This window comes from Acinetobacter chengduensis, from assembly GCF_003664645.1.
Taxonomy (GTDB): Bacteria; Pseudomonadota; Gammaproteobacteria; order Pseudomonadales; family Moraxellaceae; genus Acinetobacter; species Acinetobacter chengduensis.
Genome location: NZ_RCHC01000021.1, coordinates 1 through 19,015, shown reverse-complemented (window position 1 = coordinate 19,015; position 19,015 = coordinate 1). Strand labels below are relative to the sequence as shown.

At 39.6% G+C, this 19,015-nt stretch carries 23 protein-coding genes; 10 read left to right on the top strand and 13 right to left on the bottom strand.

What is annotated here, in order from left to right:
• Positions 1-9: 9 nt before the first annotated feature.
• Positions 10-423, top strand: a complete 414-nt coding sequence (pgaD, locus tag D9K81_RS15415; RefSeq protein WP_120373445.1) for a poly-beta-1,6-N-acetyl-D-glucosamine biosynthesis protein PgaD — start codon at positions 10-12, stop codon at positions 421-423.
• 402 nt (positions 424-825) lie between these two features.
• A complete protein-coding gene (gene dusB / locus D9K81_RS15410; RefSeq protein WP_121523624.1) occupies positions 826-1,869 on the top strand; it encodes a tRNA dihydrouridine synthase DusB in 1,044 nt (347 codons plus the stop codon).
• 100 nt (positions 1,870-1,969) lie between these two features.
• On the opposite strand, the gene D9K81_RS18470 is transcribed toward dusB, so the two are convergent.
• Positions 1,970-2,119, bottom strand: a complete 150-nt coding sequence (locus D9K81_RS18470; protein ID WP_171406954.1) for a hypothetical protein — start codon at positions 2,117-2,119, stop codon at positions 1,970-1,972.
• A gap of 113 nt (positions 2,120-2,232) precedes the next feature.
• A complete protein-coding gene (locus D9K81_RS15405) occupies positions 2,233-3,282 on the bottom strand; it encodes an NAD(P)H-dependent flavin oxidoreductase (RefSeq protein WP_120373443.1) in 1,050 nt (349 codons plus the stop codon).
• 218 nt (positions 3,283-3,500) lie between these two features.
• Between D9K81_RS15405 and D9K81_RS15400 the strand changes: the two genes are divergently transcribed.
• Genes D9K81_RS15400 through D9K81_RS15390 form a run of 3 tightly spaced genes read left to right on the top strand, consistent with a single transcriptional unit; the run spans position 3,501 to position 6,126 of the window.
• The gene (locus tag D9K81_RS15400) at positions 3,501-4,760 is read left to right on the top strand and encodes a putative DNA modification/repair radical SAM protein (RefSeq protein WP_120373442.1); all 1,260 of its coding nucleotides are present in this window, start codon (positions 3,501-3,503) and stop codon (positions 4,758-4,760) included.
• A 2-nt stretch (positions 4,761-4,762) separates the two neighbouring features.
• A complete protein-coding gene (locus tag D9K81_RS15395) occupies positions 4,763-5,542 on the top strand; it encodes a TIGR03915 family putative DNA repair protein (RefSeq protein WP_120373441.1) in 780 nt (259 codons plus the stop codon).
• A gap of 56 nt (positions 5,543-5,598) precedes the next feature.
• Positions 5,599-6,126, top strand: coding sequence for a hypothetical protein (locus D9K81_RS15390; protein WP_120373440.1), 528 nt, complete (start codon positions 5,599-5,601; stop codon positions 6,124-6,126).
• A gap of 54 nt (positions 6,127-6,180) precedes the next feature.
• Here the strand turns inward: D9K81_RS15390 and D9K81_RS15385 are convergent, their stop codons facing one another.
• The 5 genes from D9K81_RS15385 to metK all read right to left on the bottom strand — a co-directional run bounded on the left by D9K81_RS15385 (position 6,181) and on the right by metK (position 10,670).
• Positions 6,181-7,392 carry a YeeE/YedE family protein gene (locus D9K81_RS15385; RefSeq protein ID WP_120373439.1) on the bottom strand — a complete coding sequence of 404 codons (1,212 nt, stop codon included), beginning with the start codon at positions 7,390-7,392 and terminating at the stop codon, positions 6,181-6,183.
• A gap of 132 nt (positions 7,393-7,524) precedes the next feature.
• On the bottom strand, positions 7,525-8,226 hold the full coding sequence (locus tag D9K81_RS15380) for a VIT1/CCC1 transporter family protein (RefSeq protein WP_120373438.1): 702 nt from the start codon (positions 8,224-8,226) through the stop codon (positions 7,525-7,527).
• Between the two features lie 196 nt (positions 8,227-8,422).
• Positions 8,423-8,767, bottom strand: a complete 345-nt coding sequence (locus D9K81_RS15375; RefSeq protein WP_120373437.1) for a hypothetical protein — start codon at positions 8,765-8,767, stop codon at positions 8,423-8,425.
• Positions 8,768-8,898: 131 nt separating this feature from the next.
• Positions 8,899-9,357, bottom strand: coding sequence for an SMI1/KNR4 family protein (locus tag D9K81_RS15370; protein WP_171406953.1), 459 nt, complete (start codon positions 9,355-9,357; stop codon positions 8,899-8,901).
• Between the two features lie 146 nt (positions 9,358-9,503).
• A complete protein-coding gene (gene metK, locus D9K81_RS15365; RefSeq protein ID WP_120373435.1) occupies positions 9,504-10,670 on the bottom strand; it encodes a methionine adenosyltransferase in 1,167 nt (388 codons plus the stop codon).
• Between the two features lie 691 nt (positions 10,671-11,361).
• Between metK and tkt the strand changes: the two genes are divergently transcribed.
• From tkt to D9K81_RS15350, 3 genes are all read left to right on the top strand, one after another.
• Positions 11,362-13,350 (top strand): transketolase, encoded by a 1,989-nt coding sequence (tkt, locus tag D9K81_RS15360; protein WP_120373434.1) that lies wholly within the window; start codon positions 11,362-11,364, stop codon positions 13,348-13,350.
• Positions 13,351-13,486: 136 nt separating this feature from the next.
• Positions 13,487-13,702: a hypothetical protein gene (locus D9K81_RS15355; RefSeq protein ID WP_120373433.1), complete on the top strand. Its 216-nt coding sequence runs from the start codon at positions 13,487-13,489 to the stop codon at positions 13,700-13,702.
• A gap of 114 nt (positions 13,703-13,816) precedes the next feature.
• Positions 13,817-14,260, top strand: coding sequence for a GNAT family N-acetyltransferase (locus tag D9K81_RS15350; RefSeq protein ID WP_120373432.1), 444 nt, complete (start codon positions 13,817-13,819; stop codon positions 14,258-14,260).
• 67 nt (positions 14,261-14,327) lie between these two features.
• On the opposite strand, the gene D9K81_RS18465 is transcribed toward D9K81_RS15350, so the two are convergent.
• Complete coding sequence (locus D9K81_RS18465) at positions 14,328-14,849, bottom strand: nuclear transport factor 2 family protein (RefSeq protein WP_171406952.1); 522 nt, start codon at positions 14,847-14,849, stop codon at positions 14,328-14,330.
• A gap of 349 nt (positions 14,850-15,198) precedes the next feature.
• Here D9K81_RS18465 and D9K81_RS15340 point away from each other — a divergent pair, with 349 nt between their 5' ends.
• The gene (locus D9K81_RS15340; RefSeq protein WP_121523622.1) at positions 15,199-15,777 is read left to right on the top strand and encodes a YceI family protein; all 579 of its coding nucleotides are present in this window, start codon (positions 15,199-15,201) and stop codon (positions 15,775-15,777) included.
• Positions 15,778-15,927: 150 nt separating this feature from the next.
• Positions 15,928-16,947 carry a site-specific integrase gene (locus D9K81_RS15335; RefSeq protein ID WP_121523620.1) on the top strand — a complete coding sequence of 340 codons (1,020 nt, stop codon included), beginning with the start codon at positions 15,928-15,930 and terminating at the stop codon, positions 16,945-16,947.
• Here the strand turns inward: D9K81_RS15335 and D9K81_RS15330 are convergent.
• From D9K81_RS15330 to D9K81_RS15310, 5 genes are read right to left on the bottom strand one after another with little or no spacing between them, the layout of a single operon-like run.
• Complete coding sequence (locus D9K81_RS15330) at positions 16,944-17,228, bottom strand: DNA-binding protein (RefSeq protein WP_120365361.1); 285 nt, start codon at positions 17,226-17,228, stop codon at positions 16,944-16,946. The genes D9K81_RS15335 and D9K81_RS15330 overlap by 4 nt on opposite strands.
• Positions 17,228-17,716, bottom strand: a complete 489-nt coding sequence (locus D9K81_RS15325; protein WP_121523618.1) for a TRM11 family methyltransferase — start codon at positions 17,714-17,716, stop codon at positions 17,228-17,230. Before D9K81_RS15325 ends, D9K81_RS15330 begins: the two co-directional genes overlap by 1 nt.
• Positions 17,706-17,939 (bottom strand): hypothetical protein, encoded by a 234-nt coding sequence (locus D9K81_RS15320; protein WP_121523616.1) that lies wholly within the window; start codon positions 17,937-17,939, stop codon positions 17,706-17,708. Before D9K81_RS15320 ends, D9K81_RS15325 begins: the two co-directional genes overlap by 11 nt.
• A complete protein-coding gene (locus D9K81_RS15315) occupies positions 17,932-18,345 on the bottom strand; it encodes a hypothetical protein (protein WP_121523614.1) in 414 nt (137 codons plus the stop codon). The genes D9K81_RS15320 and D9K81_RS15315 overlap by 8 nt, the downstream gene beginning before the upstream one ends.
• The gene (locus D9K81_RS15310) at positions 18,345-18,719 is read right to left on the bottom strand and encodes a hypothetical protein (RefSeq protein ID WP_235831051.1); all 375 of its coding nucleotides are present in this window, start codon (positions 18,717-18,719) and stop codon (positions 18,345-18,347) included. The genes D9K81_RS15315 and D9K81_RS15310 overlap by 1 nt, the downstream gene beginning before the upstream one ends.
• Positions 18,720-19,015 lie beyond the last annotated feature (296 nt).

Below are 19,015 nucleotides of genomic sequence, written 5' to 3'. Positions count from 1 at the left end.
AAATACAAAATGAAAAATAATAGCTTAATTATCGATTTACGCCGCCAGTTACCATGGCATAAACGATACGCATCGAATACCTCTACAGCAGTGATGTGGGGTGTTTGGTTGCTACTATGGCGCCCAGCCTTACTGGTCATGGGTTTCTTAAGTCTGCAAAAACACCATGTATTAGAGCATTTATTTGGCTCATTTGGCACAGGCTTAGAACATGGCTTTACTGCATTAGTGGCATGTGCCATTTCATTGTTGCTATGGTCTAATTATGTGCCTGCAAAAACAGTGAAAAAACAATCTGCTAAAACGCTGACCGACTATGTACATCATTTTGATTTACCTGTGCAAGAAATTGAACAAAGTCGTCAGCAAAAAATTAGCATTGTACATCATGATGAACATGGCAAAATTATTCGCATTGAATAAAGATTGCTCGTGATTTTAATTAAACAAATACCCAAGTTCGCTTGGGTATTTTTATTAACTGTAGAGTTATTTTGAAATAGACCGTTAAAGGGACTGAATCGCAAAGCATAGTTGCTCTGGACTATATCGTTGTTTGGCACAGCATTTATGGCTGAACTAGAGATTTTTGTCAGAAAGATTTAGACTATAGCCCCTATAGAAAATAGCTTTAAGCAAAATCGTCACTCACTCGTGTGACGCATGATGCAGGTTTTGTATATCGCATTGCCATCTGCATTAGCGAGATGAGCTGAATTTTTATTGATGATTCACTCAGGGTGTTTGCATTGTAAAATTTACAATGTAGAGATAACAGCAAGCAAAATATTTTCTAGGTTTAATGTGTACGAAGTGGAAAAATTAATGGTGCAACACGCAGTAATTCAAGAGTTATTTGATAAGCCCATCAGTAAAAAATTGTGGGTCGCGCCTATGGCGGGGGTTACTGACCGTCCATTTCGAACGCTCTGTAAATATTTTGGCGCAGGGCACGCAGTCAGTGAAATGATGACCGCAGACAAAACCTTACGCATGAGCAAAAAGAGTTTATATCGTGCCAACTTTGATGGCGAAATTGCACCTATTTCTGCACAAATCGCGGGTTCAGACCCACAAGAACTTGCTGAAGCTGCGCGTTTTCAAGTAGCGAATGGGGCTCAAATTGTCGACATTAATATGGGATGCCCAGCCAAAAAAGTCTGTAATAAATTGGCAGGCTCAGCTTTACTCAAAGATGAAGACCTCGTTGCGCGAATATTAGACAGCGTGGTTGCGGCAGTTGATGTACCTGTAACATTAAAAACGCGGTTGGGCTTTTTAAATGGCCATGAAAATATTTTACGTGTGGCAAAACGAGCTGAAGAAGCGGGTATTGCTGCTTTGGCCTTACATGGCCGTACGCGTGAAGATATGTATTTAAACACTGCACGTTATGCACTGATTAAAGAAGTCAAAGGTTTACTCAATATTCCCGTGATTGCTAATGGTGATATCGACACGCCAGAAAAAGCCAAATATGTGTTGGATTATACCGGTGCAGATGCAGTCATGATTGGTCGTGCAGCTCAAGGACGTCCTTGGATCTTTCGTGAAATTGCACATTATTTGGAGACGGGTGAGCATTTGGCAGCACCTAGTATTGAAGAAGTTAAAAAAGTGTTGCTAGGGCATTTGATTGAACTATACGAGTTTTATGGTGAGTATTCGGGCTGTCGAATTTCACGTAAACACATTGCTTGGTATACCAAGGGTTTACGCTCAAGTAATGAATTTCGCCAAAATATGTATAAAGAAGATTCAACAGCTGCACAGTTTAAAGTAGTCGAAGCTTATTTTGATCATCTTTTGGATCATGGTGACATTATGAGTGATGTACAAGTTGAGCAGGTAAATTTGTTAGAAAGCTGAGTATGATTTGCAGAATAATGCCATTACTGATCAAATTAAAAAACCAGCCATAAAGGCTGGTTTTTTTAATGCTTAGATGAGGATTGAAAGGCTACACCGTTTAAGAGGCTTTGGCTTCTGAAACAGGCGTTACATCAGTTTTAAGGTCTGTCGTTACTGGCGTAACTTGAGATGTTTTGTCTGATTTAAAGTGTTGGGTGGTATCAATAGATACACCCAAAAGTACCAAAACAAGGAGAAGAGCTGCCATTTTTATCCTAATTGTTATACGATCATTGTTAGCTTATGTGGATTACATATAGCAACATAATATTACGTTTAGATAACAAATAGCAGTGTCTAGCTTAAAAAAAATTAGTGTTTTTAGTGCTCTTTAAAGTTCATTTCTAAAATCAATTGATTGATTAAATCAGGTGCTTCTAAGGCGCGAATTTTTGCAACTTGACTACCCGCCCAAAATGCCCCAAATCCATGATCCTGATGCTGTGAAGCAAGTTGATGAAGTTGTTTTGCTAAATCATAAGCATAAGGATAATCGGCAACGGCAGGGCGTTCAGGTGCATCTATTTGACTATGCCAATGATTGACTAGGCCACGCGCAGGTCTACCAGAAATACTAGATGAAATTTGTGTCACTGACTGATCAAACAACGCTTTACGATAAGCTTCATTGGCTTGAGAACTTTTACATTGCACAAAGGCTGTACCCAATTGCACGGCATCTGCACCGAGCGTCAGCATCTGTTTGGCATCTTGGCCTGTCATAATGCCACCTGCAGCTATAATTGGAATGTTGCAGTGTTTTTTTAGCAATTTTACTAAGTCATGGGTGTGTATAGCACTGTCAAAACTCGGGTTAAATATGCCACGATGTCCACCCGCTTCAATACCTTGCGCCACAATCATATCAATACCAGCAGTTTCAATTGCCTGTGCTTCAATTAAGTTGGTTGCAGTCACCATGGTGATAATTCCCACATCTTTTAAGGCTTTAATTTGATGTGGATGCGGAATACCAAAGTGAAAACTGACCGCTTTTGGATGTGTTTCTAGCACTAATTCTAAGTAGTCATCGTGATCTAAAAAACTAGGATAAATACACTGTAGTTCTGTTGGTGCTGATGCGCCGTATTTTTCAAATTCTGGGCGTAGGTAATCAATCCAATCTTGTGATAGCGACGGATTGAGTGCTTGCGATTGATGGCAAAAGAAATTGATTTGAAAAGAATGATCCGTCAAAGCTTGTGTCGCCAATATCTGTTGTTTGGCAACATCAATACTACTAGCCCCTAAGCCAAGAGCCCCTAAGCCACCCTGATTAGACACCTCAGCAGCCAAAGTGGGCGTAGAAACACCTGCCATTGGAGATAAAAAAATGGGGTGTTTAATCGCTAAATCTTCCAATACATTCATTTTGTATTTCTCCTCATCTTCTTTTAACTTTGCCGAAGGTGTAGGCTTTATGCAAATCATATTCATTATTTTGTCTGTAAATGGCACAACATTAAGCGAAATAAAGATGATTTTTTTAAACGACACACTGTGACGTTTAAGCGACGTACTTATCTATTTCGTCATGATGAGTGGCTTATAATTTAGCAGTGATTAATAATTTACGCTGAATTTCTCCTATGTCTGAACGTATTCGTGAAAAACTGCAAATACTGGCAGACGCGGCTAAATATGATGTGTCGTGTTCATCCAGTGGAAGCAAACGCCAAAATAAAGACCGAGGTTTAGGTAATACGGGTAATGGTATTTGCCATAGTTATACCGAAGATGGTCGCTGTGTATCTTTACTCAAAATTTTATTTACCAATGTCTGTATTTTTGACTGTGCTTATTGTGTATCACGTCGTTCGAATGATGTACAACGGGCAGCATTTACTGTGCAAGAGGTTGTGGATTTAACGATCAATTTTTACCGTCGTAATTATATTGAAGGGCTGTTTTTAAGTTCAGGTATTTTTAAATCGGCAGATCACACCATGGAACGGATGTTACAGGTGGTGAAAAAGCTACGTTTAGAAGAAAACTTTAATGGCTATATTCATTTAAAAACGATCCCAGGGGCATCTAAAGAAATTATTACTGAGGCGGGTTTATATGTCGATCGTATGAGTATTAATTTGGAAATGCCGACCGAAGCAGGATTACAACAATTTGCCCCAGAAAAAAGCCATGCTGAGGTACAAAAAGATTTAGGTATTGTGCGTGATCGTTTAATTGAGCTTAAAGATGAACGTAAAATCATTCACTCTGTGCCAAAGTTTGTGCCCGCAGGTCAGACCACACAAATGGTCGTTGGTGCAGCTCAAGAAACTGATCAAGACATTATTATGATGGCAGATCGGCACTATAAAGAATTCAAACTAAAACGTGTGTATTTTTCAGGTTATATTCCAATTAATGAGCAAGAAAAAGCCTTACCAATGGTGGGTTCAGCACCGCCATTATTGCGTGAAAATCGCTTGTACCAAAGTGATTGGCTCATGCGTTTTTATGGCTTCGATGCATCTGAAATTGTGAATGATGCCCATCCGAATCTTGATTTAGATATCGATCCGAAACTGAGTTGGGCACTTCGACACCCAGAACATTTTCCTGTGGATATTAACCGAGCGGATTATCGTATGATTATGCGAGTACCAGGAATTGGTGTACGTTCTGCAAAAAAAATCGTACAAGCACGTCGTTTTGGGCAAATCCATATTGATCAGCTGAAACGTATGGGCGTGTCTTATAACCGCGCGCAACATTTTATCCGCTGTGTAGATACGCCAAAGTTCCAGCGCGATCAGACACCAAGCCAAATCCGCAATCAAATTTTGCAGATGGGGAATTCTAAATATACGCAGCAACTGTCACCGCAACTTGGTTTTGGTTTCTAAACATGGCGGTATATCAATTTGACGGTACTATGACGGGTCTATTGAGCTGTGTTTTTCGCGCATTTGAGTTTAAGGAATTTAATGTGCAACTGACTGCGGGGCAGGTACCTCAGTCTGGCTTGTTTGATGAGTTTATTGAGGTACCGTCCAACGATGAACATGGGCAACGGGTTTGGCAGGGTTTAAAGCAAAAGGTTTCAGCCAAAGCACTGCGTAATTTTTATTACAGTTTTCTCTCAGAGCAAGATGTGGCATTTCAGCATTGTTTTAATTTTGCAGTTTATGTGTTTCAGTCGCAGCGCCCAGTGGATCAGGATTATGGTCACGCCGATGTTTTGGGTATTTCACAATGGGCCAAACAAGTGGGTCGTGAAAAGCATCGCATGGAGGCATTTGTACGTTTTAAAAAATGCCAAGATGGGCTGTATTTAAGTCTGGTTAAGCCTGATTTTAATGTATTACCGATCATTGAAAAGCATTTTAAGGCGCGATATCAGGATCAGCGCTGGCTGATTTATGATGAACAGCGTAAATACGGTATTTATTATGATTTGAAAGATGTACATCAAATACAGATGAATGCTTATGAGGTAGATACCAATTTACAGCTGGGGCACAGTCAGGCTTTTAGTGTACAACTTGATAATAATGAGCTGTTATATGACCAGCTCTGGAAAGATTACTTTAGAAGTGTGAATATTCAAGCGCGTAAGAATATGCGCTTGCACGTGCAATATGTTCCAAAGCGCTATTGGCGCTACATGAATGAAAAATCGCTTTAATTGGGTTTTTATGCATAATAGGGCTGTTTTAAAGTTTTAGACCAAAGAGTGCATTTATGAAGTTTGTCCTTGCTTTGAGTATTATATCTAGCCTAATGCTCAGTGCTTGCACTGCCGATCAAAAGCCATCTGTTGAAGTCAAAGTATCTGATTATGCTGTGACTGATGCAGCAAGTTTGCAGAGTAAAATAGATAATTTAAATAAACAGTTAGCATTGGATTATCAGCAATTGAAGCAACAGCAACATATCGCATTTTCAGATCAGTCGCCTTTAGATGTGATGAATTTGAATAGCTTACATTTGCATGCAGTGAGTGCAACTTCGCTGAAACCCGTGAAAGAAGAATACTGCCAGTTGATGAATAGCTATTTTAATGAATTGTACAGACTGGGGCATTTTAACTTAAATTTGTTGGATCAAATTCAGTTAAAACATCAATCTAAAACAGCTTTAGCACCACATTTTGCCAATGCTGATGCCTTTTATGCATTTGCATTGAGTGATTACAGTAGTTATAAGCAAGCACAGCAAATTATGGGCTTTGGATGTAATTTAAGAGTCGCTTTAAGTCCAAATACATAAGGGCTCAAGGCATAAAAAAAAGACCATATTATGGTCTTTTTTTTATGCAGTGAATTAACAGCCTGTTAATTTTTCAGGTTGCGGACGTTCACCTGGAAAAAATATTGGACGTAGTTTTACACCAATACCATTACCAATAAACGCAAAGATCAGCCATAACCAGCCATGTAAACTGCCTGATGCAATACCACTGAAATAAGCACCAATGTTACAGCCATACGCTAAGCGTGCGCCATAACCTAACATTAAACCGCCAATCACAGCTGCTGCAAGTGAACGCTTTGGAATATTAAAGTTTGGTGCAAATTTACCTGCAAGACTAGCAGCTAATAATGCGCCAATCATGATGCCAAAGTTCATCATGGAGGTAATATCAAACCACAATGATTCAGTGAGTGCTTTGGCATTGGCAGGTTGTTGCCAGTAAGCCCATGATGCAACATCCATACCCATTACACTTGCTGACTTGGCTGCCCATACTGCTAGGGCAGAGGTTACACCCCAGGGGCGACCTGCAAGTGCCAATGTTGCAAAGTTGAGGAGGGTTAAAATAATCCCGCCCCAGATTAATGGCCATGGACCACGAATAAAACGTTTCCAACCTTGAGTTTGGCTCACAGGTTCGAGCTCTAAACTACCGTGACGTTTCTTTTCAAAATACACAGTAGCTACGGCAATCAGTGCAAATAACACAAAGTTAATGAACAGTGCAGGGGCAACACCTAAGCTCGTTACAATCGAAATTGGTGCTAAATGGGGTAAATTGAACCACCAATCAATATGTGAGGTTGCAATTAGGGAACCTGTACAAAAGAAGATGAGTGTTACAATCATCCGCATACTGCCTGAGCCGACAGTGTAAAGTGTACCCGAAGCACAGCCACCGCCTAATTGCATGCCAATACCAAAGATAAAGGCACCAATCATGACAGACATAGAAACTGGGTTAACATTCCCTTTGACTGGGTTGCCAAATAGTTCACCCGCACCTAAGGCAGGGAAAAACAGCAATACAGCAAGCGCAAGCATGATCATTTGTGCACGTAAGCCACGGCCACGACGTTCTTTAATAAATACGCGCCAACTTGAAGTAAAGCCAAATGAAGCATGGTAAAGCGTCATACCCAACGCACCACCAATCAGGAATAAAAGTGCTTGTTTGACACCGACTACTTGGTAGGCACCTAATGTACCTACAATTAACAGAATAAAAGACACCCAAATAGATACATTTGATCTATTTGCAGGCGGAGCAATCACTGACATAGGAGAAGAAATTAAAAAATAAGAATCAGGACTATTGTATAAAAGTTAATAGCCTTGAAGGGACAATATATATAAATATACTATGTGTATATTTGAATTCATATATTTGTAAAACTTATATGCTGTTGTGTATTAGAGCGGAGTGACATTAAACAAAGAACCAATCCAGCTAGAGAAAGCCATCGCAATAATGCCCCAGATACATACCCTCAAACTACCTTTAAGTAACGATGTACCTGCTGCATAGCTGGACAGTGCTCCGAGCAAAGCCAGTGAAATCACACCTACAATCATCACAGTTTGAGAAACATACTGTTCTGAGCTTAACAAAATAGACAACATGGGGAATAAAGCCCCAACTGAAAATGCTAAAGCTGAAGAGCCTGCTGCCAATAATGGTTTTGCTGCAGTATTGTCGTTAATACCAATTTCATCACGTGCATGTGCTTCTAAGGCATTATGAGCAGAAAGTTGCACAGCAACATCATGTGCAAGTTCTGGGCTTAAACCACGAGTAATATAAATGTGAGTTAGTTCTTTCAACTCTAGTTCTGGATTGCGTTGTAATTCACGGTGTTCCATAGCAAGGTCGGCTTTTTCAATGTCTTCCTGAGATTTCACTGAAATATATTCGCCTGCAGCCATAGAGGTAGCACCCGAAATTAAACCTGCAATACAGGTAATGAGCAAAGTTTGTGTAGAAGCACCACTGGCCGCCATGCCCATAATTAAGCTCGTCACAGAAATAATGCCATCATTTGCACCCAGTACAGCTGCACGTAACCAGCCTGTACGCTGCATATAATGTTGTTCTATGTGATGAGACGAAGGCATAACACGCGCTCGCTTAAATGAAATATTCTTCTTAAAGCGAGTATAGCTTGTGCATAAAAATCAATAAAGAGAAAAGGTGAAGAGATATAGGATCTTTGATTGATTTGAAATAATCCGGATGCATCAACACTTCAGTAAATTTGATCAAATAAAAAATAAAGCCCTCTGTATGAGGGCTTTATTGGGTGTAATACAATTATTGCTGTGCTTTTTCTTTAACGTCTGCAGCACCTTTTTCAACTGCGCCAGCAGTAGCTGCTGTAGCATCTTTTGCTGCTTCTTTTGCATCATGTGCCGCCGCTTCAGCATGATTTGCTGCATCGTGCGCTGCGTCAGCAGTTGCGGTTGCTGCATCGTCTACTGCGGTCGCAGTTGCAGTTGCTGCTTCTGAAGTTGCAGTTGCGATATCGTGGCCAGCTTGGTCAGCGGCGTTTTCTAAGTGTTCGCCTGTTGTAGCCCCTGTTTCAGGAGCTTTGTCTTTGTTACAGCCAACAAGTGCAACAGTGGCAGCTAAACCTAGAGCAACTAATAATTTATTCATTGTACAGTTTCCTTTTTTGTTATACCCGTAGCATGGGCTGAACATATATTAGCTGAAGGGCTGTTTATAAATCGATCAAAAATTGTTGATTTAGTGTAATTTTTACCAAAGTTCTTTTCGATATCAAACTGCTATTGATGGTTTGAATAATGATCTTCACTAGGTATCAGGACTTCAATTGAAGGTGCAAGAAGGTAGATAAATTCATTGTCTTCATGGCGCCATAAGTAAATTTCTTCTCCCAGTTGTGAATCTTCGTCAGCCCGCATGAGTAAGTAATCACCATCGCCATTATGCGCAATTGCAACACTGTTTGCTGGAAAGTCTTCAAGTTCACACGTCGATTTATGCTCTGCGACAAGATGCTCCATGGTACGTTTAATTCTTTTCACATCACTAGTGTCCTGAAAGGGGAAAAGCCACCATACTTCAATATCGTCACCATCTTCATATTCGTCTTCATCACTTAAGCTGATCGCGAATTCGCCACCGTTTTCAATTTGCATTTTGGCTTTATATTTTTCAGGAAACTTAAATCCTAATTGTTCTTCAGCGACACTTATAAATTTGTATTCTAATGGAAATGGCATGAACTTCTTCTTTATATATTTTAGATACTTATTAATAAACTTTGCGTAAATTTGAGTCAATAGCTTAGAAGCTAAAATTAGCATATTAAAAATTGAATAATAAAAAAGCCTGCATGGTGCAGGCTTTTTTAGGGAGGAATTTACAATTAAAGACCAGCAGCGGCTTTAAGCGCTTCAGCTTTATCTGTTTTTTCCCAAGTAAATGCAGTATCAGAACCTTCACGACCAAAGTGGCCATAAGATGCAGTTTGTTGATACATTGGTTGAATCAAGTTCAACATACGTGTAATACCGTATGGACGTAAGTCGAAGTGTTCACGTACTAACGCAATGATCAAATCTTCAGATACTTTTGCAGTGTTGAATGTGTTAATTGAAATTGAAGTTGGCTCAGCAACACCAATTGCATAAGACACTTGGATTTCACATTTGTCTGCAAGACCAGCAGCTACAATGTTTTTAGCAACATAACGACCTGCATAAGCAGCAGAGCGGTCAACTTTAGATGGATCTTTACCAGAGAAAGCACCACCACCGTGACGAGCCATACCACCGTAAGTATCTACAATAATTTTACGGCCTGTTAAACCACAGTCACCTACAGGACCGCCAATGACGAACATGCCTGTTGGGTTGATGTGGAATTTCGTGCCTGCATGGAACATGTCAGCAGGAATCACTTTTTTCACGATTTCTTCAATAACAGCTTCTTTTAGCTGTGCTTGAGTAATGGATGGATCATGCTGAGTAGAAAGCACAACTGCATCTAAACGTACAGGTTTGCCATTTTCATAAGCAAAAGTGACTTGGCTTTTCGCATCTGGGCGTAACCAAGCAAGTGTACCTTGCTTACGTAGCTCTGCTTGTTTTTCCATTAAGCGATGCGCGTATGAGATTGGTGCAGGCATTAATACATCTGTTTCACGGCTAGCGTAACCAAACATTAAACCTTGGTCACCCGCACCTTGATCTTCAGGTTTTTGGCGGTCAACACCTTGTGCAATTTCAGGTGATTGTTTACCAATCATATTGATGACAGCACAAGTTGAGCCATCGAAACCAAGATCAGAATGATGGTAGCCGATACCATTTACAGTATTTCGAACAATCGCTTCAAAGTCGACGTTTGCAGTTGTTGTGATTTCACCAGCAAGTACGACCGCACCAGTTTTTACAAGCGTTTCACAAGCGACCCGCGCATAAGGGTCTTCTTTTAAGATCGCATCCAAAATAGCATCACTGATTTGGTCAGCCATTTTATCTGGATGGCCTTCGCTTACAGATTCCGAGGTAAATACAGCGTACTCGCGCATAAGTCCTATCACAGTTAATTTAAAAGACGCAATATGTTACATCGACTTCCGTCTGAGGACTAGCGCATGTCGACCAAAATGAATGAATTTATTTCAATTTATTGGTGTTTTATTTGATATGGTCATTTAAAAAAGTGATAAAGCTACGCTAAAGCACTCAAAGTGGTTGAAAATTTATACATTCAGCTTTTTATGTGCTGAGCATAATTCAATGTTTTGTATGCTTTAGATGTGGTTGTTATTAAATATATAACAAGAGTCATTATTTTAAATTGATTTAAAACAATGGGATATTTTTATTAATCTGCTTGAAGCATGGGCGTGATGATAAGTTTTCCTATGGAAATTCATTTTTAAAATACAAACATGAATTATATTCACTATGTTTTAAGTTCTTGTAATTTATATATTTATTTTAATTATTTATATCTCGCCAGCGCATGTTTGGGGTGCTATGAACACTATTTTAGCGGCTTAAGATGTACAACATATACTGTAAGACCATAAAAATCTAGAAGATATCAAGACGATATGTGCTGGATAATTGTGCAAAAAATGATTTGATTACGAATTAATAGCGAAAACTCGAGCTTGAGGCTTTACCCCTTAGCCATTTTTTAAGACAATATACACAGTTTTGAATTTCTATTCACTTTTCTAGTTTCTTTTAGATTTATTTGGACGCAGACCTATGACGACCCCACTTAATGAACGTCGAGTTGCAAACGCAATTCGTGTATTGGCAATGGATGCTGTGCAAAAAGCGAATTCAGGCCATCCAGGCGCGCCAATGGGGATGGCAGATATTGCTGACGTTGTATGGCGTGAGTTTTTAAATCACAATCCAAGCAACCCACAATGGGCTAACCGTGACCGTTTTGTATTGTCTAATGGCCATGGTTCTATGCTTCAGTATGCTTTGTTGCATTTGACAGGCTACGAGCTTTCAATTGATGACTTAAAAGCATTCCGTCAATTACACTCTAAAACTCCGGGTCACCCTGAGCTTGGTTATGCACCTGGTATTGAAACTACAACAGGTCCACTTGGTCAAGGTATTGCCAATGCTGTTGGTTTTGCTTTAGCTGAAAAAACATTGGCTGCGCAATTCAACAAAGATGACATCGCTGTTGTAGATCATTTCACTTACTGTTTCTTAGGTGATGGTTGCTTAATGGAAGGTGTTTCACACGAAGCATGTTCATTGGCAGGTACTTTGGGTCTAGGCAAGCTTGTTGCTTACTATGATGACAACGGCATTTCAATTGACGGTGAAGTAGAAGGTTGGTTCTCTGACGATACAGAACAACGTTTCTTAGCTTATGGCTGGCAAGTACTTAAAGTTGATGGTCACGATGCTGATGCAATCCGTGCTGCAACTTTGGAAGCGAAAGCTGAAACTAAAAAACCAACGATCATTATTTGTAAAACAGTGATTGGTTTGGGTTCGCCAAACAAACAAGGTAAAGAAGATTGCCACGGTGCACCACTCGGCAATGACGAAATCGCGTTAACACGTGAAGCATTAGGCTGGACAGAAGGTCCTTTCGAAATTCCTGCTGATGTTTATGCAGCTTGGGATGCCAAAGAAAAAGGTTCAACTGCTGAATCTGCTTGGAATGAAACATTTGCTGCATACGCTGCTCAATATCCAACAGAAGCAGCTGAGCTAAAACGTCGTCTTTCTGGTGATCTTCCTGCTGACTTTGCAGTACAGGCGGATGCATACATTGCAGAAGTGAATGCTAAAGCAGAAACGATTGCTACACGTAAAGCAAGCCAAAATGCGATCCAAGCATTTGCACCATTGCTTCCTGAAATTTTAGGTGGTTCTGCCGATCTTGCAGGGTCTAACCTAACACTTTGGAAAGGTGCTCAAGGCGTTCAAGACAATCCAGCAGGTAACTACGTACATTACGGCGTACGTGAATTTGGTATGACTGCGATTGCAAACGGTGTAGCGCTACACGGTGGCTTCGTTCCTTACGTTGCAACATTCTTAATGTTTATGGAATATGCGCGTAATGCAGTACGTATGTCTGCATTGATGAAACAACGTGTGATTCATGTCTATACGCATGACTCAATTGGCCTTGGTGAAGATGGTCCTACACATCAACCTGTAGAGCAAATCGCATCTTTACGTGGTACGCCTAATCTAAATACATGGCGCCCATGTGACACTGTAGAAGCATCTATTTCTTGGAAATCTGCACTTTTACGTTCAGAAGGCCCTACAGCGTTAATCTTCTCTCGTCAAAACCTACCATTCCAAACGCGCACAGCGGATCAAATTGCTGACGTTGCAAAAGGTGGTTATATCCTTGCGAAAGAAAAAGGCGAATTGAAAGCAATCATTATTGCGACTGGTTCAGAAGTATCATTGGCAATGGAAGCATACGCTCAACTTGAAGGTGTACGCGTAGTATCTATGCCATGTGCTGAAGAATTTGTGAAACAAGATGCAGCTTATCGTGAAGCGGTTCTTCCAGCAGCGATTCGTGCACGTGTTGCAGTTGAAGCCGCGCATGTTGATTACTGGTGGAAATTTGTTGGTCTAGATGGTCGCGTAATTGGTATGACCACTTACGGCGAATCTGCACCTGCAAAAGACTTGTACAAGCACTTTGGTATCACAACTGATGCTGTTGTTGCTGCGGTTAAAGAAATCACTGCTTAATACCTGTTATTAAACAGTCTTTAAAAGACGCTCTCAATTGAGAGCGTCTTTTATTTTTGAACTTTACAGCACAGATTTTTATTTTTGCGGTAAATGTCTTACCCATACATAGGCAAAACGAAGAAGTGAGATAGAGATGAGTTTATATGAGCAAATCAGTGATGAAATCACTTTAATGGATGCAGGCGAGCAGAAGTGGATTGGTCAAGACCTTCCATTAGAAGCTATGGTTGCAGTTGAGCTGTTGTTACAGGATATGGCTGAAGAAAAAATTATTAAAGTACGTCGTAAAAACCATGAAAAAACGACAGGTTTAAAACAGATTGATCGCATTTTGGTTGAAAAGCTCTAAGTTTTTGAATGTAGTGCTAAAAAAGCTTTGTTTCTATCAGGAAATAAAGCTTTTTTTATGTGTATATATCGTTTATAAAAATGCATACAAGATTTAAAACAGTCGATAATACCTATGTTAAATATTCAACCACTCTCATCAGATAGCATTCAATATTCAGACTGGTTGCCGTTATGGCAAGGCTATCAAGAATTTTATCAGGTAAAATTAAGTGCAGAAGTGAGTGAAAATACATGGCAAAAGCTGATTGACCCACAAAAAGATCACATTTATGGTTTTGTGGCTTATATGGACAATCAAGCAGTTGGGTTGGTACATGTGATTGAACATGATAGTTGCTGGACTGTACGGCCTTATGCATATTTGCAGGACTTATTTACGCTGGAGAGCGCGCGAGGGAAAGGTGTTGCTCGGGCTTTAATTCAAGCTGTGCAAGAATATACACAGCAGAGAAAATGTGATCGCGTGTATTGGTTAACACACCAAGATAATCAGCAAGCACAAAAACTTTATGATCGTATTGCAAGAAAAACAGGCTTTATTCAATATCGTCTTTAATGCAGTTTAGATACCCAAAAATAAAGCCCCCGATATCGGGGGCTTTATCAACTTTAAAAACTCAGCATTATGAGTTTGCAGAAACATTAAAGCGTTTTGTGCTGTCAGCATCTTGTTGAATGGTCCATTCACCAGCAACACGGAATGAAGCAGCGGAAGCATAGGTATCTTCTAAGAATTGAAAATACGTGATTAGGCCGTCTTTTACCGTTGCTTTAATTGCAAATGGAGACGTGAATGTATTTTTTGCAATGACAGACGTATAGGTAAATTTACCAAATACTGCCACAGTTTCTCCTTCGCCAATTAAATCTGTGACTTGGAAATCGTCAACATTCCAGTATGTGCCAACATTTGAGAAGGTATATACATAAACTTGGCGACCAGTTGAAGTACCTGCCCATGGTTCAATTTGTTTAAGTTCGGGGTTGTTAAAATTTAGAGAGGTATAAATTGCATCTTCTGCGACAAGTTTTTCTGTAGCATTCGCAACTAATTCTTTTGAGGTGTTGAGTAAAAAAGCCAATACAACGTCTTTAGGTTGTTTTGTGCTGAGTGCTTTTTCAATTGCTTCTAAATTTTCTGACATAACAATTCAACTTTATTTATACAGGTGATGAAATTATTTTAGTGATTATAAATAAGGAGAATAGGGCTTATTGTAAGCAACAGTATCCTATAATTAGGAAAATATACGCTAAGTTTTTATTATTTATTTAGATTGTTGCAATTATCCTAATTTGAAGTGTTTAAAAATGGTAAATCTATCTTTTAATTTCATCTGCTGAAAGGCCAAACCATTGAACTAGCGGAATGCTCTAAATACTTAGGGTTTACAAAAGTATCGTTCTAAACATGCAACAAATCGTTTTATCTTTAACAGTGTATTTTTAGCAGAACTGTATAAACTGATTTGTATTCTAAAGTGAGATAAAAACATGAACATCAAAGCATTAACAGTAGGTTTGGCACTTGCATCTGTTGCAACTTTTTCTATGGCGAAGCCTGTAGCTTATCAAATTGATCCAACACATACGGCAACTGTATTTAATTGGAATCACTTTGGTTTTTCTACACCATCTGCAAACTTTAGCGATATTCAAGGTACGATTAACGTAGATAATGCAAAACCTGCAAATTCATCTGTAGATGTCACTATTCCGCTGTCTAGCTTAAATACCAACGTGAAAGCTTTGGATGAACATTTAAAAACAGCGGATTTCTTTAATGCTGAAAAATATCCAAACATCACATTTAAAAGTACTAAAGTACAAGCTTTAGGGCAAAACAAATACAAAATTACAGGTAACTTAACCATTAAAGATGTAACTAAGCCTGTAGTGCTTGATGCTGTGTTGAATAAACAAGGCGTACATCCGATGACAAAAGCTGAATCTATTGGCTTTAACGCAACAACGTCATTTAATCGCTCTGCCTTTGGTGTTGGTGCATACGTACCTAATGTTGGTGATAAAATTACCGTGAGCATCACTACTGAGGCGTCGGTAGCAAAGTAATATATTAAATTACAGTTACTTAATAGGATTTGCCACCTTATGTAGGTGGCTTTTCTATTTTGAAAATTCACAAAATAGGATTAATTGTCACAGTTTTTACAGCATAATTGGTATTATTATTAATAATCTGCACCAAATCTACACCAAGAAATGAAGATACCAAAACCCATCCAGCGAGGGTCAAGCTGGCGTATTACTGTGACCTACCATAAGCAAAGGTATTCATGTACTCGTGACACTGCAAAAGAGTGTGAGGATTGGGCGGCAATAAAACTACTTGAGTTAAAAACTGGGCGAGCCAATATTGAGAATGGAATTAAGCCAGCATTCCCATTTAAGCAACTTTGCGAAAAGTATTATTCCGAACGTGGCAGTAAATTAAAGTCAGCGCATATTATTCGAAACAAGTTGGATAATTTAGAACGCATTACTGGTGAACTGGTCACAAAATCCATTTATGACTTTCATCCGAATGATATTGTTAGATGGAGAAATAAGCGCGTTCTTGAAGTGCAAACCAGCACAGCATTGCGTGAGTTCTCCATGTTTTCATCGATATTCAGTTATGCACAAAAAGAACTATTTCTGATTGAGAATAACGTTTGGAAAACGGTTGTAAAGCCACCCAAAGGAAAACCAAGAAATCAACGAGTTTATCCTGAAGATGTGGAGCTGTTTCTGAATCGCCTGAAGTGGGACAGAAATACAAGACCAACCAGAGTTATTCACTATGTCGCATGGTCCATACTTTTTGCATTGGAAACAGCCATGCGAAAAGGGGAGATACTGGCAATGACCAGGGATGACATTATGGAGGGCTTTGTTCATTTGCCTATAACTAAAAATGGTGAATCTCGAAACGTACCACTATCCACTGAAGCAAAAAGACTACTATCCTTAATACCTGAAGATCAGAAAATTATTGTTCCGGTCGGTGAGAAGTCATTTAGGCGGACATTTTATCGTGTGCGTAGTGAAGTGGGTTTGGATCACATCAACTTTCATGACACACGCCATGAGGCCATCACAAGAATGGTGAAAGTTCGAAAATTGCCGGTAGAGATACTGGCGAAGATTACAGGTCATAAAACAATTGGCATCCTGATTAATACTTACTACAACCCGGATGCACAAGATCTTGTGGAGATGTTTAACAGCAGTGAGAGTTAATTAACTCTCGGTCTGCCTTTTCTAGCTTTTTGAGTGAGTAGGGTGTGGGCAAGTTTTGGATTGTATAGTGACTTGCCTTCAGTGCCCTGGTTAATGCTGATCAGCTTATCTCGGATCGTATTCACACTAAGGTTATAAATTTTCGCCAAGTGTGCAGCGGTCACCAGTTGCACTTCAACCTCTTTTAATTCCTTAACAATGCCACCACCAATGTTTTGACCAAGCATCACCTGTGGAGGTGTATCTGATTCAATTGTAATGGTGTATTTGAATGCACCCATCATGACACCTCCTTCAAACTTTCCATCTTCATAAAAGTGATCCAATGTGTATTTGCACGCTTGCCGCTAATATGACCAAACACTGGCTTTTGATCTGTTAGTTTTAAAATTTCACTTACCTTAATCTGTGTTTCATTCCATTTAAAAATTAGCACACCATTGTTGGCCAACACGCGAAAGCATTCCTCAAAACCCTTTTTAATATCATCACGCCAGTTTTCATGAAGCTTGCCATACTTCAATGCTAACCAACTTAAGGGTCCAGCTTTAACAAGGTGTGGTGGATCAAATACAACTAGATTAAATTGACCATCAGTAAAAGGCATGTTTCGAAAGTCCATTTCAATATCTGGCGCTATTTCGAGTGAGCGACCATCACACAAGATATGATTTTCCGTTCTGATGTCCCCGAATAGTACGTTTGGGTTTTGACGGTCAAAATGCATCATGCGAGATCCACAGCACGGGTCAAGAATTTTAGCTGTCATCGCCTTGCTCCTCATCTAATTCACTTAAGGCATCGTTTGGATCTGTAGCTGTTAATTCAATTTGCGCCAAACATGCCAAATGCCACATACTTTGTTCTGTTGGATGGGTTGATTCATAAAGATTGCCGTGACACGATCTAATATGTTTATACCCAAGGTGTAGATAAAAAGCCTCAGCAAGTTCATGTGTTTGATCAACAATTTGTTTTGCAGTTCTAGTCATGGCCTTGCTCCTGTGCTTCGATCAACATCTTGTAGTTTTCTTGAAGTTCTCTAGCTTTATTTTTGCACCATCTCAATCGGAATTGCTCTCTTTGTAAAGCTGGAGAATCTCTATGCTCATAATCAAACATACTTTGAATGTTGTTAAATGCATCACTTGCTAATGCATCAGCCAATTCATCACTCAATAATTTCTGCACCAAAACAAAACCTTCAGGTACAGCAACATTTTGGGATTGTTCCATGGCTCTACTGAAAGCTTGCTTATACGCAAACCAAGCGCACTCAACACGTTCATCAATATATTCATCACACTCATCTTTTTGAAATGAATAACCACTAAATTCTACAAAACCATCACGCGTTATTTGATCCTCAAACGCTTCACGTTCTTTCTGAATATCCATCACGCCACCTCAGTTTTACGCTTTTTTCTAGCGAAAATTGCATAAGCGTCATCTTCACTAAAATTAATATCAATCAAGAAAAAACCGTTTGGTGCAATTGGATTCCATTTTGTGATATCGCAGTCATCCATCATAGTTTTCCAGTCATCAGGGCTTACGTGGCCTTCCATCCAGAAAGTGACGGTTTGGATATTGAAATGGTTTTTAAGCTGATCCCATTCGTCACGGCTTATGTGCTCTTTGCCATCTAGATTTTCACTGACATAGTTTGAGTAAACAGGGTGGGTCCAAGTTCCCATCTCGCCACGTATAATTTCAGCCGGTTCTAGTTGCTTTGTTTCCATCACGCCACCGTTAACATCTACAGAGCTCATCTTGTTCTCCAAGTTGCTTCTTTAAATTTCGCATTGATGATTAGGCTTTCAATTTCACCAATACCTACATTTTCAAAAATATGGTCCATCTTTGCCCCGAACACTATGAGTGTCCGGGTGATAGAGGAGCAGTTGAATTTCATGACGAAACCCCATCAGCTTGGTTTTCAAGCTCAAAGCGACGTTGCTTTACACAGCCCATGAGCTTTGGCTGAATGTCTGCACGGCGCGTTGATACTTCAATTTCTAAGCAATCCAATTCGGTCAAATCTTTCGCATTTTGAATTTGAACCATT

Coding starts and splice junctions, on each gene's coding strand:
- pgaD (WP_120373445.1), top strand. CDS start 10: ATGAAAAATAATAGCTTAATTATCGATTTACGCCGCCAGTTACCATGG.
- dusB (WP_121523624.1), top strand. CDS start 826: ATGGTGCAACACGCAGTAATTCAAGAGTTATTTGATAAGCCCATCAGT.
- D9K81_RS18470 (WP_171406954.1), bottom strand. CDS start 2,119: ATGGCAGCTCTTCTCCTTGTTTTGGTACTTTTGGGTGTATCTATTGAT.
- D9K81_RS15405 (WP_120373443.1), bottom strand. CDS start 3,282: ATGAATGTATTGGAAGATTTAGCGATTAAACACCCCATTTTTTTATCT.
- D9K81_RS15400 (WP_120373442.1), top strand. CDS start 3,501: ATGTCTGAACGTATTCGTGAAAAACTGCAAATACTGGCAGACGCGGCT.
- D9K81_RS15395 (WP_120373441.1), top strand. CDS start 4,763: ATGGCGGTATATCAATTTGACGGTACTATGACGGGTCTATTGAGCTGT.
- D9K81_RS15390 (WP_120373440.1), top strand. CDS start 5,599: ATGAAGTTTGTCCTTGCTTTGAGTATTATATCTAGCCTAATGCTCAGT.
- D9K81_RS15385 (WP_120373439.1), bottom strand. CDS start 7,392: ATGTCAGTGATTGCTCCGCCTGCAAATAGATCAAATGTATCTATTTGG.
- D9K81_RS15380 (WP_120373438.1), bottom strand. CDS start 8,226: ATGCCTTCGTCTCATCACATAGAACAACATTATATGCAGCGTACAGGC.
- D9K81_RS15375 (WP_120373437.1), bottom strand. CDS start 8,767: ATGAATAAATTATTAGTTGCTCTAGGTTTAGCTGCCACTGTTGCACTT.
- D9K81_RS15370 (WP_171406953.1), bottom strand. CDS start 9,357: ATGCCATTTCCATTAGAATACAAATTTATAAGTGTCGCTGAAGAACAA.
- metK (WP_120373435.1), bottom strand. CDS start 10,670: ATGCGCGAGTACGCTGTATTTACCTCGGAATCTGTAAGCGAAGGCCAT.
- tkt (WP_120373434.1), top strand. CDS start 11,362: ATGACGACCCCACTTAATGAACGTCGAGTTGCAAACGCAATTCGTGTA.
- D9K81_RS15355 (WP_120373433.1), top strand. CDS start 13,487: ATGAGTTTATATGAGCAAATCAGTGATGAAATCACTTTAATGGATGCA.
- D9K81_RS15350 (WP_120373432.1), top strand. CDS start 13,817: ATGTTAAATATTCAACCACTCTCATCAGATAGCATTCAATATTCAGAC.
- D9K81_RS18465 (WP_171406952.1), bottom strand. CDS start 14,849: ATGTCAGAAAATTTAGAAGCAATTGAAAAAGCACTCAGCACAAAACAA.
- D9K81_RS15340 (WP_121523622.1), top strand. CDS start 15,199: ATGAACATCAAAGCATTAACAGTAGGTTTGGCACTTGCATCTGTTGCA.
- D9K81_RS15335 (WP_121523620.1), top strand. CDS start 15,928: ATGAAGATACCAAAACCCATCCAGCGAGGGTCAAGCTGGCGTATTACT.
- D9K81_RS15330 (WP_120365361.1), bottom strand. CDS start 17,228: ATGGGTGCATTCAAATACACCATTACAATTGAATCAGATACACCTCCA.
- D9K81_RS15325 (WP_121523618.1), bottom strand. CDS start 17,716: ATGACAGCTAAAATTCTTGACCCGTGCTGTGGATCTCGCATGATGCAT.
- D9K81_RS15320 (WP_121523616.1), bottom strand. CDS start 17,939: ATGACTAGAACTGCAAAACAAATTGTTGATCAAACACATGAACTTGCT.
- D9K81_RS15315 (WP_121523614.1), bottom strand. CDS start 18,345: ATGGATATTCAGAAAGAACGTGAAGCGTTTGAGGATCAAATAACGCGT.
- D9K81_RS15310 (WP_235831051.1), bottom strand. CDS start 18,719: ATGAGCTCTGTAGATGTTAACGGTGGCGTGATGGAAACAAAGCAACTA.